This is a genomic window from Streptomyces cyslabdanicus (genome assembly GCF_052663305.1).
Genome location: NZ_JBQRUW010000028.1, coordinates 241,171 through 258,500, shown reverse-complemented (window position 1 = coordinate 258,500; position 17,330 = coordinate 241,171). Strand labels below are relative to the sequence as shown.

Sequence of the window (17,330 nt, the reverse complement as noted above, 5' to 3'; positions counted from 1 at the left end):
TCATAGTGTTTCGGTGGTCATAGCGTGAGGGAAACGCCCGGTTACATTCCGAACCCGGAAGCTAAGCCTCACAGCGCCGATGGTACTGCAGGGGGGACCCTGTGGGAGAGTAGGACGCCGCCGAACAGATTGTGATGAAAGGGCCCACACCGAAAAGGTGTGGGCCCTTTTTGTTTTGCTGCATTACCGTGAGCCCATGAGCAGCCTCAGCAGCACCGAGCAGTACGTCGTCCGAGCCGTACGTACCGAGGAGTGGCCCGCCGCGAAAGCGCTGCGGCTGGTCGCCCTCCAGGACCCGGTGGCCCATCTTGCCTTCCTGGAGACGTACGACGACGCCGCGGCCCGGCCGGACTCGTTCTGGCAGGAGCGGACCGCGGGGGCCGCCGAAGGTGCGGGCGACAAAAGGCAGTTCATTGTGGAGGGGCCGGACGGCGAGTGGGTCGGAAGCGCGACCGTGCTCGTGGAGGAGGCCGGCACGACGGACTGGGCCGGGCTTCCGGTCGAGCGGCGGCAGGGACACGTCGTCGGTGTCTACGTGCGACCCGAGCACCGCGGGTGCGGACTGACCGAGGTGCTGTTCGACGAGGCCCTGCGATGGGCGTGGGAGACCGGCGTGGAGCGGGTGCGGCTGCTCGTGCACGAGGACAACGGGCGGGCCCAGCGCTTCTACCGCAGGATCGGGTTCCTGCCGAGCGGGGTCACCGTGCCGCTGACGGCCGGTTCGGCGGAGTCCGAGCTGGAGTACGTCCTCGAACGTCCCTGAGAGTTCTGGTCACGGAGTCCTGGTCACGCCGGGAGTTCGTGGTGCGGCCAGCGGGCACGGGCCTGCTCGCGGGAGCGGAGCAGGGCCAGCGTGGGCAGCCCCTGTCCGGCTCCGGTCTCCAGCAGCTCCGGGAGTTGGGGAAGCGGGGCGACGGCCGCCACGTCGTCCAGGACGAGCGTGAGTGGTGGGTCGAGGCGACCGGAGGATGACCGTTCGGCCATGCGCCGGCCGCGCTCGACCACGCTTGAGGCGAGTGCCGTCAGGAGGGGCATCGCACCCGGGTTGGTGCGGGGATCCTCGAGGGATTCGCCGACCACATAAAGCGTGCCCCCTTCGTTGACGAAGGAATCCAAGGCGACGGCATCAGTTCGGTGTGGAGTGCAGGCCTCGCGGATGTTCACGGTGAACAGTGAGGACAGCGCGCGGCCGGTCAACTCCTGGGCGATGTCGCGCCGTTCGGGATACGAGGTGAGCGAGGCCTCGAGCTCGCCGGCGGATCCGGCGGCGGCCTTGGGGTGCGTGCGGAGGATCCGCACGGCCTCCTGGACCTGGGTGCCCTGCGCCCAGCGGTGGACATGCCGGACGGCGCGGCCGTCTATGGCGGCGGCGTGCAGGAAGCTGCGCAGAAGGGTTTCCGCGGTGTCGCCGATCGCCTGGTCGACCTTGGCGGTGGGGCGGACCGGGGCGAGCAGTGCGGCGGCTCTGGCGGCCGCCGTCGCCTTGTCCTCGCAGCCCGCCGTGGGGGACCAGTGGAGGCGGGCCGGGGTGTCGCAGAGGTGGGCGGGGTCGTAGAGAAGGACCGGGCCCAGTTTGGCCCGGGAGTCCTTCGTGTCCTGCCACAGGGCCGGGTTCGAGGTGATGACGAGGGCCGGGCCCGCCGCGTCCCGGATGGCCTGGGCGGCGGCCGCCTGCCGGTCTTCGCGCGGCGCGATCAGGATCCTCTCCCGCTCGCCGAACGGCCCGCGAGGGCTGCCAGGCCCGTGAGGTGCGCCAGGGCCGGCGGCGGCGAGGGGCACGGGATGCCGCGCGAGGGGCGCCTCGGGTCCCGCCCGGTGGGCGGGCTGCGGCGTCTCCTGCTGGGCCTCCTGTGGCGCCTCCGCGGGCTGCTGGGCGGCCACGAGCGGCCGGCCGGGCTCCGGTGCCGTCCGCTGAGTGGGGACCTCCTGGGGGGCCGGCACGGGCACCTCCTGGGGTTCCGGCGCCGCCGCCCGCTTTCGGGCCGCCGCTCTCTCCGCCCGCCTGCGCAGTCTCCCGGCCCTCCACCGGGCCAGCGTGCCCAGCACGAAGACGGTCAGCACGAGCAGCACCATCAGCTGGCCGATGAACAGGCCCCAGAACAGTCCGTACCCCGACAGCCGTTCCTGCGGAACGTCCGGCCAGGCGCCGGGAATGTCGTGCGGGTCGGTGATGAGGTGGCGCATCGCCAGCGGCGTACGGGTGAAGGCGACCCCGGAGGGCCAGGAGCCGTGGGAGAACAGGCCGGCGATTCCCGTGGCCGTCCACACCATCAGGGTCATGCCGAGCAGGAAGGCCAGGACGCCGACCAGCAGGCCGTCCGGAACGCCGCCCTGGCCGTCCCGCCGGGCCTGGCCGCCCTGTCCGTGGTCGCGGTCGTCCGGTCTCACGTGCGCGTTCCCCCTAGGCCACCGTCGACTCGGAGGAGTCGTCCAGGTCGGCGAGGTGCTGTCCCATGAAGGCCGCCGCCCGCTCCTCCGCCTCCAGTTCGGCGGCGCGCAGGGCGTTGTCTGCGGCGTGGTTGCTGGAGGACTCCGTCATGGCGCGGTCGGTGAACACCAGCGGCCGTTCGGTCTCGGTGACCAGGTGTTTGACGACCTGGACATTGCCGTTGACGTCCCACACCGCGATGCCGGGGCTCAGGGTCGGGATGATCTCGACCGCCCACCTGGGCAGGCCGAGCACTCGTCCCGTCGCCCTCGCCTCGTCCGCCTTCTGGGCGTAGATCGTCCTCGTGGAGGCCATCTTCAGGATCGCGGCGGCCTCCTTGGCCGCCGCCCCGTCCACCACGTCGGACAGGTGGTGGACGACGGCCACGAACGACAGACCCAGCCGGCGGCCGAACTTCAGCAGCCGTTGGAACAGCTGGGCCACGAACGGGCTGTTGATGATGTGCCAGGCCTCCTCGACCAGGAAGATGCGCTTCTTGCGGTCGGGGCGGATCCAGGTGTGCTCCAGCCACACGCCGACGATCGCCATCAGGATCGGCATGGCGATGGAGTTGCGGTCGATGTGGGACAGGTCGAAGACGATCAGGGGCGCGTCCAGGTCGATGCCGACCGTGGTGGGGCCGTCGAACATGCCGCGCAGGTCACCGTCGACCAGGCGGTCCAGGACCAGCGCCACGTCCAGGCCCCAGGCCCGTACGTCGTCCACGGCGACGTTCATCGCCTCGGCCGACTCCGGCTCGGGATGCCGCAGTTGGTCGACGATGTCCGACAGCACCGGCTGGCGTTGCACGATCGTCTCGTTGACGTAGGCGTGGGCGACCTTCAGCGCGAAGCCGGAGCGCTCGTCCAGGCCGTGCCCCATCGCGACCTCGATGATGGTCCGCAGCAGAGCCAGCTGGCCCGTGGTCGTGATCGACGGGTCCAGGGGGTTGAGCCGGATGCCGTGGTCCAGGGCCGCCATCGGGTCCAGCCGGATCGGCGTTATGCCCAGCTCCTCCGCGATGAGGTTCCACTCGCCGACCCCGTCCTCGCCCTGGGCGTCCAGGACGACGACCTGGCGGTCGCGGAAGCGGAGCTGGCGCAGGACGTAGGTCTTCTCCAGTGCCGACTTGCCGTTGCCGGACTCGCCGAGGACCAGCCAGTGCGGGGCGGGGAGCTGCTGGCCGTACAGCTGGAAGGGGTCGTAGATGTAGCCCTTCCCGGAGTACACCTCCCGGCCGATGATGACGCCGGAGTCGCCGAGGCCGGGCGCGGCGGTGGGCAGGTAGACCGCCTGGGCCTGGCCCGTGGACGTTCTCACCGGCAGCCGGGTCGTCTCCACCTTCCCGAACAGGAAGGACGTGAAGGCGTCCGTGAGCGCGGTCAGCGGGTCCCGCATCAGAGCATCAGCCCCTACCGTCGGATTCCGGTGGCGAACGGGAGCGTGTTCACGAAGGCGCGGTGGTGCTCGCGGTCGCACCACTCGAGTTTCAGATAGGACTTGCCGGCCGAGGCCCTGATCGTCCGTTTGTCGCGGGCCAGGGACTCGGGGGAGCGGGAGGACACGGTGATCCAGCCGACCAGGTTGACGCCGGCCGCGCCGCTGGCGAGGTCCTCGCCGCGCTGGTCGAGGCGGCTGTGGGCGGCCACGTCGCGCGGGTCCACGGTGCGGTTCATCTTCGCGGCGCGGCTGGCCTCGGCGACGTCGTTGGTCTTCTCGGTCAGCATCCGCTCGATGGCGACCTCGGTGGGTTCGAGGTCCATCGTCACGGCGACGGTGCGGATGACGTCCGGGGTGTGGACGAGGAGGGGCGCGAGGAAGTTCACGCCGACCGGAGTCATCGGCCACTCCTTGACCCAGGCGGTGGCGTGGCACCAGGGTTCGCGGGTCGCCGACTCGCGGGTCTTGGCCTGAAGGTACGTCGGCTCCATGGCGTCCAGCTCGGCCGGCCAGGCGTTGCGCCTGGTCATCGCCTGGATGTGGTCGATCGGGTGGTCCGGGTCGTACATGGAGTGGACCAGCGAGGCCAGCCGCCCCTGACCGAGCGGCTGCCGTACGCGGATGTCCGCTTCCTGGAGCCGGGAGCAGATGTCGGTCAGCTCGCGGGCCATGACGACGGCGAGTCCTGCGTCCCGGTCCACCTTGCGGCCCGCCTGGGGCCGGGCGGCCCGTGCCATGGCGTGGGCCTCGGCGGCGAGTTCGCGGGTGTAGTGCATGCAGGCGACGAGGTAGGCGCGGTGCTGCTCGCTGCTGGTGGACACCATTGACTGCAGTTGGTCGTAGGACCCCTGGAGCCACTGCGGCGCCCGCTCGTCGCCGCGTACGCTGACGTCCTTGGCGTGGGCGTCGGGGTCGGCGGGCAGGGTGCGGGCGAGCATCTGGAGGCGGGTGACGAAGCCGTCGCCGTTGGCCACGTGCTTGAGCAGGGTGCCGAAGCGGTCGACGAGGGCCTCCTGGTCCTCGGAGTCGCGCAGGCCGACGCCGGGGCCCTCGATCTCGATGGCGGCGGTGACCGTCTTGCGGTCGGCGTGCAGCAGTACGGCGATCTCGTCCGGCCCGAACGGCGCGGCGAGCCAGGTGATCCGGCCGATGCCGGGCGGCGGCCCGATCTCGACCTCCCGGCCGTCCAGGCCCGTGCCGGCCTCCATCACGCCCGAGCGGTAGCCGGCGCCGCGCTTGACGGTGCGCTTGTAACTGCGGTTGATCTCGAACCACTTGTAGAACGTGCGTTGCCGGTAGGGCAAGTAGACCGCGGCCAGGGCCAGCAGCGGGAGGCCGGTGAGCAGCACGATGCGCAGCATCAGGACGTCGACGACGAGTCCGCACACCATGCCGAGGAACGCGCCCGCGATGATCAGGGCGATCTCGCCGGTCTCGCGGTTGCGGCCGACGATCGCGTTCGGCCGGGCGCGGCCGATCAGATATGTACGGCGGGGCGTGACCGTGTGGGACACGTGGGAATCGGTCGTCAACGCCCTTCACCTCCCGTGCGGTTGGAGCTGCTGTTGCGGGTGCTTCCGGCGTGCGGGGTGTTCACCGGGCTGGGTGCGCGGGGAGCGGGTGCGGCGGAGGGGACGGATCCGCCGCCACCGTCCGGGACGCGCGCGCCGTGCGCGGCGACGCCGCCGGAGGCCGGGTTGGCCGGGCGCGGGGTGGACGACTGGCCGCCGCCACCGCCGTTGCTGTCGGCCCGGGTGCTGTGGGTCTTGATGCCCTGTGCGACCAGGGTGGCCGGGGAGCTGATGACCGCGGCGGCCTTGCCTTCGGCGCCCCGCATGATGCGGTTGTTGCGGCCGGCCGCGATCTCGTCGCCGAAGCCCGGGACGAACCGGTAGATCATGGCGCTGGCGAAGATGGCCAGCAGGATGATCGCGAGGCCGGAGACGACCGCGGAGAAGGCGCCGGGTCCGTTGTCGCCCGAGGAGAGCGCCCCGGCGAGTCCGAGCACGATCACGATGACCGGTTTCACCAGGATCACCGCGATCATGATTCCGGCCCAGCGGCGCACGTGCCCCCACAGGTTCTTGTCGACCAGTCCGGCGTAGACGACGGTGCCGAGCAGGGCGCCGACGTAGAGCAGGGCGGCGCGGATGACGAGCTCCAGCCAGAGCACGCCGGCGGCGAGGATGGAGACCAGGGAGACGACGATCAGCATGATCGGTCCGCCGCCGATGTTCTCGCCCTTGCCGAGCGCGGTGGAGAACGTGCCGAAGAAGGTGCCTGCCTGGTCGCCGGTCGCCTTGGCGAGGACGTCGGAGACGCCGTCGGTGGCCGAGACGACCGTGTAGAGGATCAGCGGGGTGAAGGCGGAGGCGAGCACGGTCAGCCACAGGAAGCCGACCGCCTCGGAGATGGCGGTGGCCAGCGGCACGCCGCGCACGGCCCGCTTGGCCACGGCCAGCAGCCAGAGCAGCAGCGTGAGCACGGTCGACGCGGCGAACACGACCGCGTACTGCTGGAGGAACTTCTGGTTGGTGAAGTCGACGTTGGCGGTCTCCTGCACGGCGTGGCTGAGCTTGGTGACCGTCCAGGAGGCGGCGTCGGCACAGCCCTTGGCGAGGGAGGAGAGGGGGTCGAGGCTGGACGTGGGGTCCGTGGTGACGCCGTTGGACTTCCGCCCGCCGCTGCCCTTTTCGCAGTACTCCCTGGCAGGGCCTCGGATCAGTCCGCACGGGTCCTTGCTGCGTGTGGGCGAGGGGCTCGGGTCGGGCGAGGGGTCGGCGGCGGCGCGTGTGGCCAGCAGCACGGCAGCGGCCTGTACAGCGGCGACGGTGGCCGTCACCTTGAGCAAGCGGTGGTTAGCGCGCATACGTGAACCCTCCGTACTCCTCGACGGCCTTCGTCATGTCGTCGGCGGTGGAGGCCTTCTGGTCGCGTCCGACCGGCACGGGGCCGTCCTCCTGCTGGAAGTCGGTGATCTTCCAGTCGTTGTCAGCCCACGTCAGCTGGTACGTGGTGGTGTACCAGCTCTCGGTGACGGGGTTGGTCGACGTCTCGCCGGACAGACCGAAGAGCGAGGTGTACCAGACCGCGACGGTCGCCTTGTTCGCGTTCACCGAAATGATCTTCGTACCCACCGGGACGACACGGGAGATGAACGTCTGGCCGGCCGGGGCGGTGCCGTCCTTGTTGAGGCCGATGTTGCTGAGGAACTTCTCGCTCGAGTACGCGCTGTCCAGGTCGGGCTGGCGGCGGGCGGCGACCTCGGGGGCGTAGACGGCGTTCACGATCAGGTGCCGTTGGTCGGCGTGGAACATGTCCGCCGAGCCGAGGGCCACCGAGTAGTTCGCGGCGGCGCTCTGTGCGCCCTGTTCGTCGTGGGCGAAGCCCGACGGGATTCCGCCCGTCTTCGTGTGCACCGGCTGCTTGCCGGTCGCCGCGGTCGCCGCCGCCTTCGGTTTGTCGGCGTGGTCGCCGGCGTGGGGGGAGCGGCCCCCCGAGCGGTTCGCGAAGGCGATCGCGGCGATGAGGAGGACGACCACCGCGACCACCGTGATCAGGCTGCGCGAGGACGAGCGGCCGCCGCGCCGCGCGCCTCCGTAGGGGTCGCCGGACCGGTCCGGGAGCCGGGTGCGGGTCTGCCCGCCCTCGTAGGACCCGTCGTCGGCGCGCGCGGAATCGCCGTACCCGTGCCCGTCCGATCGACTCATGCCCCGTACGCCCCCTCGACCTCGTACCGGAATGCGTGGAAGTACGACGGTAGCCGTGCTGGTTCCCGCGTGGACGCGGTGTGGTGACTCGACATCAGGGAAACGCAACCTCAGCCGGTGGACACGGTGGGTGGGTAGGGGCAGCGGGGGCACCGGGCGCGCCCGGAGGGTCCGACCGGCGGTGCGCACGGAGCACCGTGCGCGGCATGCGCGGGTGTGCGCCGGTTACACGGCCATGCCGTACACGATGGTGAAGAGCGTGCCGAGCGAGCCGATGATGAAGACGCCCGTCAGACCGGCGATGATCAGGCCCTTGCCCTGTTCGGCGCTGAACGTGTCGCGCAGGGCCGTGGCGCCGATGCGCTGCTTGGCGGCGCCCCAGACGGCGATGCCGAGGCAGAGCAGGATGGCCACGGCCATCACCACCTCGATCATCACCTTCGCCTCGTTGCCCAGGCTGCCGAAGGGGCCCCAGTTCGGAGCGATCCCGCCGATGATGGTGTTGATGTCTCCCTTGTCGGCCGCAAAGAGCATGTAAGTCACCGCCCCTGTTGGGTAGTTCCGCGTCCCCTGCCCTTGTGCAGAGGTCGGGCCCATTGTCGCCGACAATGACGCCGCCGTATGTCGACTTGGCGGCATTGCCTGGTGGGTTTCGTACGTATGGTCACTCTGTGTATCACGGCAGGTCACGCCGGGCAATGAAGTCCGACCGCAACCCGTGCTGCGGTTCCGTCGTTGACGTTTCTTCCGTGCTGGTAAGGCTTCTGACGACCAGTCGGGTGAGGGGTCGCCCGTGGCGATGGTCTCACGCTTTGCCGTGGCGGCACCGCGCTCCCGGCGGCGCGCTCTTGGGTCCGGCGGCTTCGGTGCCGGGCAGGGCATACCCGGAGGGGTGATGTGACGGCGGTCATACGATGAACGGGCGTTTCACAGGAGAATCTCAGGGAAGTCGGGGTCTGTTTTTCACCCCCTTCCGTCACAGTGGAGCCTGATGAAGCGCACCTCAGGTATCGAGAACCCCGCTGACCGCGCACGTCCCGGGCGCCGCCGGGTCGGTGCGCGGGCGCTGTTCGCCGTGCTGGTGCTGCTGGTCGCGACCTCGGCCTCCGCCGCGGCCGCGCACGACGGGCCGGGCCGGCTCGGGGCGCCCGGTCGGCTCGGGACGACCGCCCCGCTCGGGGTGACCGCCGTCACGTCGAACACCCCGCAGAGCGTCCGGGTCGGGGCGCTGTTCAGTGCGGACAAGGCCGGCGACCTCACGGGCAACCACTTCTGCACGGCGTCGGTGGTGCACAGCTCCCACCGGAACCTCATCGTCACCGCCGCCCACTGTCTGAGCGGGGACTTCGCCATGGTGTTCGTGCCGGGGTACCGCGACGGCCGGGCGCCCTACGGCGTGTGGACGGTCGGGCGGCGCTTCCTGCCCGAGGACTGGTCCGCGCGCCAGGACGAGGACAGCGACCTGGGCTTCGCCGTGATCGCCCCGCAGAACGGCAGGGGCGTCGAGGACGTCGTCGGGGCCAACCGCCTCGTCACCGGGACGCCGACCGGGGCGAGGGCGGTCACCGTCACCGGCTACCCGGACTCCCGCGAGGTGCCCGTCAGCTGCACCAACAAGCCGCAGGCCCACAGCGGCACCCAGCAGCGCATCGACTGCCCCCGGTTCACCGGCGGCACCAGCGGCAGCCCGTGGGTCGACGGCGACCAGCAGGTCGTCGGCGTGCTCGGCGGCCACGAGCAGGGCGGCTCCACGCCGGACACGTCGTACAGCGTGGTCTTCGGGGCCACCGCGGCGGAGCTCTACAAGGACGCGTCCGCCGCTCCCTGATCCGTACCGTCCCCCCTGACCCGTACCGTGCTCCCGGCGGGGTCGCACGACGGCCGGCCGTCGTGCTGCGCTGCGCCCGTGTGTGATCACCTCGAAAGCGCGGTGGGCGCCTCTACACTGTCGACGGCGGACTCCCGTGTGGCGAGGGGCGGTTGACGGTGCGTAAGGCATGGATCGTGGCGGGTGCCGCCGTCGCTTCCGGGCTCAGCTTCGTCACCCTGCTCGTCGTCGGCGTGTACGTCGTCGCGGGGAACACCGCGGGCGGGGTGGGCGGCGGGGCCGTGGGGCTCGCCAAGGGCGCCGTGCCGGCCGCGTACCAGTCCCTCGTCCAGAAGTGGGGCAACCTGTGCCCCGCGATCAACCCGGCGTTGCTGGCGGCCCAGTTGTACCAGGAGAGCGGGTTCGACCCGAACGCCAGGAGCGCCGCCGAGGCGCAGGGGATAGCGCAGTTCATCCCGGGCACCTGGGCCACGCACGGCATCGACGGCGACGGTGACGGCAAGGCGGACGTCTGGAACCCGAATGACGCGATTCCGTCGGCCGCGTCCTACGACTGCGAACTCGCGTCGTACGTCAAGGACGTGCCGGGCGACGTCACGCACAACATGCTCGCGGCCTACAACGCCGGGGCCTACGCGGTGATCAAGTACGGCGGCGTGCCGCCGTACGCGGAGACCCGGAACTACGTGAAGACGATCACGACCCTGGAGAAGAGCTTCGCCGCCCCCGTCACCCGCGTCGATCCCTCCGAACAGGCCGCCGCGGCCATCTCCTTCGCGCAGGGCAGGCTCGGCACGCGCTATCTGTGGGGCGGGAACGGCACCGCCGAGCAGGGCGGACGGTTCGACTGCTCGGGACTGACCAAGGCCGCCTACGAGAGTGTGGGGGTCATGCTGCCGCGGGTCGCCAACGACCAGTACAACGTGGGGCCCCACCCCGCGCGGGACGAACTGCTGCCGGGGGATCTGGTGTTCTTCTCCGACGACCTGACCAACTCGCGGGCCATCCGGCACGTCGGCATCTACGTCGGTGGCGGGTACATGATCGACGCGCCGAGGCCGGGTGCCGTGATCCGCTTCGACCCCATCGACACACCCGACTACTTCGGGGCCACCAGGGTCACCGAGGATGGCGCGAAAGCGCTGCCCTCCACGGTGTGAACGGACGGTGAGCCAAGCCCCTGAGCTGCGGCGACGAGTATCTCTTCGATAACGTCTGAGTGATCATTCGGTGGAGTGCGGAACGCATCCATCGGGGTCGTGCGTTGGTGTTGACGTAGCCAAGCGGGTGTTCGGTGACGCGTGTGCCCTGCGCGCATGCGGCGGAAGCGGATCTACGACCACGGGGGTGGGCAGGGGCGGCGCACGCCGGGTGCGCGCGCGACGACACGACGAAGGGGCCTCAGCAGGATGGCTGGACTCGCCGAATCCGGGTCGAACCCCGACGTCGACCTGCTCTACGACATCAACGGCCTGGCCGGGGACGCGCCGCGCTGGTTCGACCGGGTCATGGAGTACGTGGGTGAGTACGGGCTGCTGCTCGCCATGGTGCTGCTCGTGGTGTGGTGCTGGTGGTCCGTGCGGCGCCGGGGCGGCGAGGGGGCGGCGTCCGCGGTCGCCGCGCTGGTGTGGGTGCCGCTGGCGGCCGGTCTCGCGGTGCTGGTGAACGTGCCGATAAGGGGCTTCGTGCGGCGGCCCCGGCCCTTCGTGGACCATCAGGGGCTGGACGTCCTGCTGCCGGGGAAGGCCGACTACTCGTTCGTGAGCGATCACGCGACGATCACCATGGCGATGGCGGTCGCGCTGTTCGTCGTCGACCGGCGTTTCGGTCTGGTGGGGATCGGGCTGGCGTTGTTCGAGGGTTTCTGCCGGGTGTACATGGGCGTGCACTACCCGACGGACGTGGTCGGCGGGTTCGCGCTGGGGACGGCGGTCGCGCTGCTGCTCTCCCCGCCGGCCATGGCCCTGCTCACGCCGCTGCTCGAGGCGGTCGAGCGATCCGCGTGGGGCGGCCGGCTGGTGCGTGCGCGTCGTGCCGCCGCGGACCACGACGCGCTGCCCACCGACCGCCCCACCGAGGACCGGACACCGACAGAGGAACGGGACCTGGCGGCGTAGCCGGACCCCCGGCCGCGCGGGGCTTGGCCGGCCGCGCCGGTCGCCCCGGCCGCGTGGGGCTTCCTGGCCGCGCGGGGCTTCGCTGGCCTGGCCTGGTCTCCTTGGGCGCGCCGGGCTTCGCTGCCCGGGCCGGGTCTCCCCGGCCGCGTGGGGCTTCGCTGGCCACGCCGGCTTCCCAGGCGGGCTTCCCAGGCCACGTCAGGTCTCCCTGCCCGCGCCGGGTCTCCCCGGCCGCGCGAGGCTTCCCTTCCCGCGCCGGGTCTCCCCGGCCGCGCCGGGCTTCCCTGGCCGCGCGGGGTCTCCCGGCCGCGCCAGGCTTCCCTGGCCGCGCGGGGCTTCCCTTCCCGCGCCGGGTCTCCCGGCCGCGCCGGGCTTCCCAGGCCACGTCAGGTCTCCCTGCCCGCGCCGGGTCTCCCGGCCGTTGCGCCGGGTTTTCCCGCGTCGGGGGCTTACAGGCCCTGGGGGTAGGTGAAGAAGTGGTCCGGGTCGTACCGCTGCTTCAGTTTGGTCAGGCGGGGCAGCGCGTCGCCGTAGTAGGCGGTGCGCCAGTTCTTGAGCGTGGGGTCGCTGTAGTTCTGGTACGCCGCGCCGGAGGCGTAGGGTCGCATGGCGTCGTGCGCCGACGTCAGCCAGGACTGGGCCGCCGAGCCGGTGGTGCCCGGGCGCCAGGAGGCGACGTACTGGGCCAGCATGCGTGAGCGGCGGTGGACGAAGGCCGTCGCCGTCGGGGAGACCCGGTTGACCGCCCCCCCGAGCGCGGTGAACGCGATGCTGCCCGCGCCGCCCCGCACCGAGCGCAGCTGGGCCACCAGCGTCTGGATGCCGGCCGAGGGCAGGGAGCGGTCGAAGAAGTCCGAGCGGGCCGCGTAGGTCTCGCGGCCGAGCCTGCCCTCCGGGGAGCGGCCGGGCGTCGTGCCCGGCAGATGGCACTGGGCCTCCACGGGGAAGGACGAGCAGCCGGCGTAGGCGTCCATGGCCTGCCAGTAGGAGTGGCGCCGGAGCGACACGGTCGACGCCGAGGAGCCGGCTCCCGCGGCCAGGCGGTCGACCGCGTTCTGCAGGGCGCCGTAGGTGCCCAGGGAGAAGGCGGCCACGGACACGGTGGGCGTGCCGCCCGCCGCGCTCTCCAGGTGCAGCGAGGACCAGATCTCGTCCGGCTGGTCGGGCCCCCACTCCTGCCAGGCCTTCACCACCGCCGCCGCCCTCGCCCACGGCCAGGTCAGGTACGCCGACACGGCCTGGGGCGCGGGGTGGGTCCTGAACCGCAGTTCGGTGACGACGCCGAAGTTGCCGTTGCCCGCGCCGCGCAGCGCCCAGAACAGGTCCTTGTTCTGGGTGGCGTCGGCCGTCAGCTGCCTGCCGTCCGCGGTGATGAGGGTGGCCCCGGTGAGGCTGTCGCAGGTCAGACCGTAGGCGCGGGCGACGACTCCGTGGCCGCCGCCCAGGACCAGGCCGGAGATGCCCACGGTCGGGCAGGAGCCGCCGGGTATCGTCACGCCCTTCGCGGTGAGCGTGCGGTAGATGTCGATCAGCTTGGCGCCGGCGCCGATCACCGCCGAGGAGCCGCTCGCCCGGACCTGGCTGAGCTTCGAGACGTCGATGATCAGCCGGCCGTCGCCGGAGGACCAGCCGCCGTAGGAGTGGCCGCCGTTGCGGAGGGCGACGCGGACGTGGTGGGCGTGGGCGTAGGACAGGACGGTCCGGATGTCCTCGGCCTGGGCCACGTAGGCGACCGCGGCGGGCGTGAGGCTGTCGAAGCGGGTGTTGTAGAGCTGCCGGGCGGTCGGCCAGGAGGCGTCGCCGGGGCGGACCAGGGTGCCCTCCAGGGAGCGGGAGAGCGCGGCCCAGTCGGTGGCGGACGGGGTACTGGTGGCTCTCGGGCTCGGGGAGGCGGTGCCGGACGCCGCCGCCATGCCCGTGGCGTTCGTCCGGGCCGTCGTCGCCCGGGCCGTCACGCCTCTGTCGCCGCTGCACGCGGTCGTCGCGACCGCCACCATCGCCGCCGCGCCGCCCCCCAGGAAAGTCCGCCGTTCCATGCCCGCACCTCCTGTCGTTCCTGCGGACCGAGGCGACGAGGCGGCCCGGAGGGTTCCCGGGGAACCACGCCGCAGAACTGCCACAGTACGGCCGTCCGGGCGTCAGCGACACGCGAGCGCGGGCCGCCTCGGTCGCGCGGGCCGCCGGCGCGGTGCAGTCTCTCGGGTGGGGACTCGGCGGACCTGCCGGGGCTCGACGTGCCTCAGCGGCCGGCCATGTCCCGCCCGTGGCCCAGCCGTAAGCATTCCGTGACCTCACCGCACTGTCGGCAGGGGTTCACCCCTCGTTCACTTCCGGCCATCGGCCGCTTCACCTGTTCTGCCTAATTTCGGGCTTACCCGGTGCTGATGCGCAGGTCGGCGCATCGGTGTCGGCCACACCCTCGCACGCCGCCGAACGGACGGCGGCTCCTGGAAGGAATTCCCTCAAGTGAAGCTTCAGCGCAAGACCCGGCGGGCACTCGCTCTCGGCGCACTCGCCGTCTCCGGCGCCCTGGCCCTCACGGCGTGCGGCTCCGACGACACCGGCAGCAAGAACAACGCCGGCGGCGACAGCAGCAGCACCGCGGCCTCCAACAGCTCCATCAAGTGCGACGACGCCAAGGGCCAGCTGCTCGCCGACGGCTCCTCGGCGCAGAAGAACGCGATCGACGCCTGGGTGAAGCAGTTCAGCCAGGCCTGCGGCGTGCAGATCAACTACAAGGGCGGCGGCTCCGGTGCCGGTGTCACGGCGTTCACCCAGGGCCAGGTGGCCTTCGCCGGTTCCGACTCGGCGCTGAAGCCCGAAGAGGTCACCGCCTCCCAGAAGGTCTGCACCGACGGCGGTCAGGGCATCGACCTGCCGATGGTCGGCGGCCCGATCGCGGTCGGCTACAACGTCCCGGGTGTGGACAGCCTGGTCCTCGACGCCCCGACCCTGGCGAAGATCTTCGACAGCAAGATCAAGAACTGGGACGACGCGGCGATCAAGAAGCTGAACCCCGACGCCAAGCTGCCGAACCTCAAGATCCAGGCGTTCCACCGCTCGGACGAGTCCGGCACCACGGACAACTTCACCAAGTACCTGAAGGCCGCCAGCCCCGAGAACTGGAAGTACGAGGGCGGCAAGGCCTGGCAGGCCAAGGGCGGCCAGGCTGCTCCGCAGTCCTCCGGTGTGGCCCAGCAGGTGAAGCAGACCAACGGCGCCATCGGCTACTTCGAGCTGTCGTACGCCAAGGACATGACCACGGTCGACATCGACACGGGCGCCTCCGCCCCGGTCAAGGCCACCATCGAGAACGCCAGCAAGGCCATCGCGGACGCCAAGGTCGTCGGCACCGGCAAGGACCTGGCGCTCGACCTGAACTACAAGACCAAGGCCGAGGGTGCCTACCCGATGGTCCTGGTCACGTACGAGATCGTCTGCGACAAGGGCAACAAGTCCGACACCCTGCCCGCCACCAAGGCGTTCCTCAACTACATCGCCTCCGAGGACGGCCAGAAGATCCTCACCGAGAACGACTACGCGCCGATCCCTGACGCGATCATCAGCAAGGTCCGCACCACCATCGACGGCCTGAGCTGATCCGAGTGCGGCCCGGTCCCCCCAGCAGGGGGCCGGGCCGCACCTTCCGGTGCACCGCCGCCAGGAGCCGTACTCCGCGTACGTCTCCGCAGACCGGAGATCCCGATGGACATATCAACGCATACGACAGGCGCCGACGCGCCGTCCCCCCACCCCCGGCCGACCGACGAGGCCGGGCGCCGGCGCGCCGGCCGCGGCGCCACCACCCGCCCCGGAGACCGGATCTTCCTCGGCCTCAGCCGCGGGTCGGGCATCCTGCTGCTCGTGGTCATGGCCGCGATCGCAGCCTTTCTCACCTACCGTGCCTGCCTCGCGATCGGCAAGGACCACGGCAACTTCCTGACCACCTTCGAGTGGAACACCGGCCTTCAGCCGCCGGTCTTCGGTATCGCCGTGCTGGCCTTCGGCACGGTGGTCTCCTCGGTCATCGCCATGGCCATCGCGGTCCCCGTCGCGGTCGCCATCGCGCTCTTCCTCACGCACTACGCGCCGCGCCGGTTGAGCGGTCCCATCGCCTATGTGATCGACCTGCTCGCCGCAGTACCGTCCATCGTGTACGGCCTGTGGGGCGCGCTGATCCTCGTTCCGCACATGGACGGCCTGTTCGGCTGGCTCAACGACTACCTCGGCTGGACCGGCGTCTTCTCCTGGGAGGGCGGCCCCGCCCGCTCGATGCTCACCGTCGGCATCCTGCTGGCGATCATGATCCTGCCGATCATCACCAACGTCAGCCGCGAGGTCTTCCGTCAGGTCCCGCGGATGCACGAGGAGGCGGCCCTGGCCCTCGGCGCCACGCGCTGGGAGGTCATCCGCATGTCGGTGCTGCCCTTCGGGCGGTCCGGTGTGATCTCCGCCTCGATGCTCGGGCTCGGCCGCGCGCTCGGCGAGACGATGGCCGTCGCCACCGTGCTGTCGCCGACCTTCACCATCCGGGCCAGCCTGCTCGACGCGGGCGGCGGCACCTTCGCCCAGAACATCGCCAGCAAGTTCAGCGAGGCGTCGGAGTACGGCCGTGACGCGCTGATCGCCTCCGGTCTGGTGCTGTTCGTCATCACTCTGCTGGTCAACGGTGCGGCCCGCCTGATCATCGCCCGCCGCAAGGACTACTCGGGGGCCAACGCATGAGCCACGCAGCCATCGCCGACAAGCGCTCCAGCAGCCTGCGCGGCGCCAGCCTGCCCACGTGGTCCCCGTGGGCCATCGCCCTCGGCTCCCTGGTCGCCGCGGTCGTCATCGGCCTGGTCGGCGGTCTCCACAGCCGCGTCCAGTGGGGCCTGATCGCCGCGGTCCTCTTCGTCCTCGGCACCTACGGCATCGCCGCCCGCGTCGAGGGCCGCCGCCAGGCCAAGGACCGGGTCGCGACCAGCCTCGTCTGGGTCGCCTTCCTGCTCGCCGTGGTGCCGCTGGTCTCCCTGGTCTGGACGACCGTCCAGCGCGGTGTGAAGGTCCTGGACGTCTACTTCCTCACCCACTCGATGGGCCTGGTCGCCGACACCGAGCCCGGCGGCGGCATCTACCACGCCATCATCGGCAGCCTCGAGCAGGTCGGCCTCGCCACCCTGATCGGCGCGCCGGTCGGTGTGCTCACCGCGATCTACCTGGTGGAGTACGGGAGCGGCAAGCTCGCCAAGGCCATCACCTTCTTCGTCGACGTGATGACCGGCATCCCCTCGATCGTCGCGGGCCTGTTCATCCTCAGCCTGATGCTGATCTTCAAGATGCAGCCCTTCGGCTTCGCCGGTTCGCTGGCGCTGGCCATCCTGATGATGCCGGTCGTGGTCCGCTCCACGGAGGAGATGCTCAAGCTCGTTCCGAACGAGCTGCGTGAGGCGTCCCTCGCCCTGGGCGTGCCGAAGTGGCGCACGATCCTGAAGGTGGTCCTGCCGACCTCGCTCGGCGGCATCACGACCGGTGTCGTGCTGGCCATCGCCCGTATCGCCGGTGAGACCGCCCCCGTGCTGCTGCTGGTCTTCGGCAACCCCTTCATCAACACGAACCCCTTCGAGGGGGCGCAGTCCTCGCTGCCGCTGTACATCTACCAGCAGTACACCAACAGCGTGGGCACCGGAGCGGCGTACGACCGTGCGTGGGCGGCGTCGCTCACCCTCATCGCCTTCGTGATGATCCTCAACCTGGTGGCCCGCGGCATCGCCCGCTGGAAGGCCCCCCGTTAACGATCTGCGGCTGCTGCCGCGCGGGGCCTGTCA

Annotated in this window: 14 protein-coding genes and 1 rRNA gene; 8 read left to right on the top strand and 7 right to left on the bottom strand. The window is 71.0% G+C overall.

The annotated features are described in order from the left end of the window. Positions 1 to 9 precede the first annotated feature (9 nt). Positions 10 to 126 (top strand): 5S ribosomal RNA (gene rrf / locus ACTYVM_RS18385). 70 nt (positions 127 to 196) lie between these two features. After that, positions 197 to 763, top strand: a complete 567-nt coding sequence (locus tag ACTYVM_RS18380) for a GNAT family N-acetyltransferase (protein ID WP_445526915.1) — start codon at positions 197 to 199, stop codon at positions 761 to 763. 23 nt (positions 764 to 786) lie between these two features. Here ACTYVM_RS18380 and ACTYVM_RS18375 read toward each other — a convergent pair whose 3' ends face one another. The 6 genes from ACTYVM_RS18375 to ACTYVM_RS18350 all read right to left on the bottom strand — a co-directional run bounded on the left by ACTYVM_RS18375 (position 787) and on the right by ACTYVM_RS18350 (position 8,112). After that, complete coding sequence (locus tag ACTYVM_RS18375) at positions 787 to 2,388, bottom strand: type IV secretory system conjugative DNA transfer family protein (RefSeq protein WP_445526914.1); 1,602 nt, start codon at positions 2,386 to 2,388, stop codon at positions 787 to 789. A gap of 13 nt (positions 2,389 to 2,401) precedes the next feature. Then, entirely contained in the window at positions 2,402 to 3,826 is a 1,425-nt protein-coding gene (locus tag ACTYVM_RS18370; RefSeq protein ID WP_445526913.1) for an ATP-binding protein, read from the bottom strand. Positions 3,827 to 3,840: 14 nt separating this feature from the next. Continuing rightward, positions 3,841 to 5,400: an SCO6880 family protein gene (locus ACTYVM_RS18365; protein ID WP_445526912.1), complete on the bottom strand. Its 1,560-nt coding sequence runs from the start codon at positions 5,398 to 5,400 to the stop codon at positions 3,841 to 3,843. Then, a complete protein-coding gene (locus tag ACTYVM_RS18360; RefSeq protein ID WP_445526911.1) occupies positions 5,397 to 6,737 on the bottom strand; it encodes a hypothetical protein in 1,341 nt (446 codons plus the stop codon). The genes ACTYVM_RS18365 and ACTYVM_RS18360 overlap by 4 nt, the downstream gene beginning before the upstream one ends. Further along, a complete protein-coding gene (locus ACTYVM_RS18355) occupies positions 6,727 to 7,578 on the bottom strand; it encodes a DUF8175 domain-containg protein (protein WP_445526910.1) in 852 nt (283 codons plus the stop codon). The genes ACTYVM_RS18360 and ACTYVM_RS18355 overlap by 11 nt, the downstream gene beginning before the upstream one ends. Before the next feature lie 225 nt (positions 7,579 to 7,803). Further along, the gene (locus ACTYVM_RS18350) at positions 7,804 to 8,112 is read right to left on the bottom strand and encodes a DUF8827 family protein (RefSeq protein ID WP_009189392.1); all 309 of its coding nucleotides are present in this window, start codon (positions 8,110 to 8,112) and stop codon (positions 7,804 to 7,806) included. Between the two features lie 457 nt (positions 8,113 to 8,569). Between ACTYVM_RS18350 and ACTYVM_RS18345 the strand changes: the two genes are divergently transcribed. The 3 genes from ACTYVM_RS18345 (at position 8,570) to ACTYVM_RS18335 (ending at position 11,523) form a co-directional block, all read left to right on the top strand. After that, positions 8,570 to 9,406 carry a trypsin-like serine peptidase gene (locus tag ACTYVM_RS18345; RefSeq protein WP_445526909.1) on the top strand — a complete coding sequence of 279 codons (837 nt, stop codon included), beginning with the start codon at positions 8,570 to 8,572 and terminating at the stop codon, positions 9,404 to 9,406. Between the two features lie 152 nt (positions 9,407 to 9,558). Continuing rightward, entirely contained in the window at positions 9,559 to 10,566 is a 1,008-nt protein-coding gene (locus ACTYVM_RS18340; RefSeq protein WP_445526908.1) for a C40 family peptidase, read from the top strand. A 249-nt stretch (positions 10,567 to 10,815) separates the two neighbouring features. Then, entirely contained in the window at positions 10,816 to 11,523 is a 708-nt protein-coding gene (locus tag ACTYVM_RS18335) for a phosphatase PAP2 family protein (protein ID WP_445526907.1), read from the top strand. 449 nt (positions 11,524 to 11,972) lie between these two features. Here ACTYVM_RS18335 and ACTYVM_RS18330 read toward each other — a convergent pair whose 3' ends face one another. Next, on the bottom strand, positions 11,973 to 13,559 hold the full coding sequence (locus ACTYVM_RS18330) for an FAD-binding oxidoreductase (protein ID WP_445526906.1): 1,587 nt from the start codon (positions 13,557 to 13,559) through the stop codon (positions 11,973 to 11,975). A 430-nt stretch (positions 13,560 to 13,989) separates the two neighbouring features. Here ACTYVM_RS18330 and pstS point away from each other — a divergent pair, with 430 nt between their 5' ends. The 3 genes from pstS (at position 13,990) to pstA (ending at position 17,297) form a co-directional block, all read left to right on the top strand. Then, positions 13,990 to 15,123, top strand: a complete 1,134-nt coding sequence (gene pstS / locus ACTYVM_RS18325; protein WP_445526905.1) for a phosphate ABC transporter substrate-binding protein PstS — start codon at positions 13,990 to 13,992, stop codon at positions 15,121 to 15,123. 105 nt (positions 15,124 to 15,228) lie between these two features. After that, on the top strand, positions 15,229 to 16,248 hold the full coding sequence (pstC, locus tag ACTYVM_RS18320; RefSeq protein ID WP_445526904.1) for a phosphate ABC transporter permease subunit PstC: 1,020 nt from the start codon (positions 15,229 to 15,231) through the stop codon (positions 16,246 to 16,248). Then, complete coding sequence (pstA, locus tag ACTYVM_RS18315) at positions 16,245 to 17,297, top strand: phosphate ABC transporter permease PstA (protein ID WP_445526903.1); 1,053 nt, start codon at positions 16,245 to 16,247, stop codon at positions 17,295 to 17,297. The genes pstC and pstA overlap by 4 nt, the downstream gene beginning before the upstream one ends. Positions 17,298 to 17,330 lie beyond the last annotated feature (33 nt).

What these genes read in the sequence shown, in the direction of transcription:
- ACTYVM_RS18330 (WP_445526906.1), bottom strand. Translation starts at nt 13,559, where the DNA reads ATGGAACGGCGGACTTTCCTGGGGGGCGGCGCGGCGGCGATGGTGGCG.
- ACTYVM_RS18335 (WP_445526907.1), top strand. Translation starts at nt 10,816, where the DNA reads ATGGCTGGACTCGCCGAATCCGGGTCGAACCCCGACGTCGACCTGCTC.
- ACTYVM_RS18370 (WP_445526913.1), bottom strand. Translation starts at nt 3,826, where the DNA reads ATGCGGGACCCGCTGACCGCGCTCACGGACGCCTTCACGTCCTTCCTG.
- ACTYVM_RS18360 (WP_445526911.1), bottom strand. Translation starts at nt 6,737, where the DNA reads ATGCGCGCTAACCACCGCTTGCTCAAGGTGACGGCCACCGTCGCCGCT.
- pstA (WP_445526903.1), top strand. Translation starts at nt 16,245, where the DNA reads ATGAGCCACGCAGCCATCGCCGACAAGCGCTCCAGCAGCCTGCGCGGC.
- ACTYVM_RS18350 (WP_009189392.1), bottom strand. Translation starts at nt 8,112, where the DNA reads ATGCTCTTTGCGGCCGACAAGGGAGACATCAACACCATCATCGGCGGG.
- ACTYVM_RS18355 (WP_445526910.1), bottom strand. Translation starts at nt 7,578, where the DNA reads ATGAGTCGATCGGACGGGCACGGGTACGGCGATTCCGCGCGCGCCGAC.
- ACTYVM_RS18345 (WP_445526909.1), top strand. Translation starts at nt 8,570, where the DNA reads ATGAAGCGCACCTCAGGTATCGAGAACCCCGCTGACCGCGCACGTCCC.
- pstC (WP_445526904.1), top strand. Translation starts at nt 15,229, where the DNA reads ATGGACATATCAACGCATACGACAGGCGCCGACGCGCCGTCCCCCCAC.
- ACTYVM_RS18380 (WP_445526915.1), top strand. Translation starts at nt 197, where the DNA reads ATGAGCAGCCTCAGCAGCACCGAGCAGTACGTCGTCCGAGCCGTACGT.